At 41.5% G+C, this 1,962-nt stretch carries 3 protein-coding genes; 2 read left to right on the forward strand and 1 reads right to left on the reverse strand.

Annotation, left to right across the window (positions count from 1 at the left end):
• On the reverse strand, positions 1 to 654 hold a 654-nt coding region (locus F6K20_RS36365; protein WP_287298076.1), incomplete at its 3' end, for a TPM domain-containing protein.
• 186 nt (positions 655 to 840) lie between these two features.
• Between F6K20_RS36365 and F6K20_RS36370 the strand changes: the two genes are divergently transcribed.
• Together F6K20_RS36370 and F6K20_RS36375 are read left to right on the forward strand one after the other, a co-directional pair.
• Complete coding sequence (locus F6K20_RS36370) at positions 841 to 996, forward strand: hypothetical protein (RefSeq protein ID WP_008189124.1); 156 nt, start codon at positions 841 to 843, stop codon at positions 994 to 996.
• A 191-nt stretch (positions 997 to 1,187) separates the two neighbouring features.
• Positions 1,188 to 1,814 (forward strand): type I restriction endonuclease, encoded by a 627-nt coding sequence (locus F6K20_RS36375; protein WP_008189126.1) that lies wholly within the window; start codon positions 1,188 to 1,190, stop codon positions 1,812 to 1,814.
• Positions 1,815 to 1,962 lie beyond the last annotated feature (148 nt).

A 1,962-nucleotide genomic window follows, 5' to 3' on the forward strand; every position in this document is an offset into this window, starting at 1 on the left:
TCCCCAAAGTGGTGACAAAATCAAAGCCCATTGCCAAGCGAAAACCTGTTCCCGTTTGCGGGGGATAGCCGCAAATCCAAAAATCACTCCTCCAACAGTAGAAGTAATTAGGGTCAGAATCCACTGTTCCCGTGGTAGTCCAGGCACCACCCGACATCCCCCTTGGCGCAGGCATTGCTTGACCGTATTTAGGGATTCGATAATGGATTGGTTTTCGCCATTGTCCCGTACAAAGTAGAGATTACCAAATCGGGTTTGCAACTCTACCCAAAATGTCCGAGGAAGGAATTCATACAGGGCATCACCCACGTTAAACCCTAGGATATTGCCGCCTCGGGCGTCAGCAATCAGTAACATACTTTTGTCGTTAAGTCCCCAAAACTCTTTGACTGCCCGACCAGGGGTGCGGTCATATTGGGTCAAAACTCGGAGTTTCCAGCCAGTTTCTTCCTCAAAGCTTTCTAAATCTTGGATTAGTCTCTGCTCTTGAAGCTCTGGAATAAAGTTCGCTAAATCAATGACTGGTGTTTGAACCTCGGGCAGTAACTCAGGATTGTCGTAAGCCTTGGCCTCAGGAGCAATCGCCCACATAGAACAAGCTAGGAACAGTGCTGCCAGGGATACTAAAATTCGTTTTGGAAACAGATACTGCATAGTTATTTTCAACCGGCAATGGACAGTATGCTTATCTTTTAGATAAAGAATCAAGTAAAACTAAGCATTTCTTTACACTTGTTTACTTTATTCTAATCTTGGTTGCGATCGCAAAATGTTCGATCTTGTACACTACAGAGATAATTAACAGGGGTACGTTTTTTAAGTCAGGGTCAAAAGGGATGTGTGGTGGTTGTGGGTAGTGTAGGTATTGTGGGAGATGTGGGAGGAAACGGCAGTATAGGTTGGTTACAAGTTGAATTTCCAGAACTATCCCCAGTTAGCGACTGGATTCCATCAGGTGGTGATCAAAAACAACTGTGGAATGAGAATCAGAGTTAGGGGTTAAATTAAACAGTATTGCACTAGTTAAATAACCAGGTAATGCAGTAATTACTTAAAATTTAGAGCGATATTAGTTTTACGATTGGCCGTAAGCAACGGTACGCGATCGCTTATAATAAGGTAAGAGTATTAGGAATTAAAAATAAAATTTAAATTCCCAAATCCCAAATCCCAAATCCCAAATCATAATGGTAGAAACAATCGTAGCCCAAGATATTTCTCTGCCTCAATTGAAGGACAAATTTGGACTAGAGCCTACTAATGATGAGAAATTATTCCCAGAATGGCAAGAGGATTTACCAGAACTCAATGAGCTAGAAAAGCAATGGCTAGATCGGGTCAAGGATGACTATCTGCACTTATCTGAGTATCCCATGGTAGAACCGATTGTCAAAATGGTGGTGCTATCCCCATTGTTGAGAATTGCTGATTTTTATCGCCCACCATTCTATATTCTTGCTGAAAAGGATGTACAAATTTCATCGGAAGATCAGCAAACGATTGTCAGGGGACGAATTGATATTTTGATTTGCCAACCTCAGTTTTGGATAGTGGTGATTGAAGCAAAACGAGCAGAATACTCTTTAAAAGTAGGGATACCACAAGCTCTAGCTTATATGTTGGCTAATCCTGAGCTAGAAAAGCCTGCTTTCGGATTTGTCACTAATGGCGGTGAATTTATTTTTCTGAAACTAATTCGACAGGATAAACTGCAATATGCTTTTTCTAATCAGTTCTCTCTGCTGAATCGTGGCAATGATCTATATACTGTCGCGAGAATATTAAAACACTTAGGTCAGTTAGTAGGTGAATGACTGACAGCTTATAGCTGTCAGCTCTCAGCTCAAGAAGGAAGTATAGCGGTTTCACATCTGATGTGAAAACGCTATAGTAACCATTCAAGAATTTTGAATTTTTAATTGCGCTCAGCGCTACTAGGTGGTCCAAATTCCTCTGGCAGCT

This window comes from Moorena sp. SIO2C4 (assembly GCF_010672485.1).
Classification (GTDB): domain Bacteria; phylum Cyanobacteriota; class Cyanobacteriia; order Cyanobacteriales; family Coleofasciculaceae; genus Moorena; species Moorena producens.

Bases quoted from the DNA above. Each gene is read 5' to 3' on its own strand.
- F6K20_RS36375 (WP_008189126.1), top strand. From the start codon at position 1,188: ATGGTAGAAACAATCGTAGCCCAAGATATTTCTCTGCCTCAATTGAAG.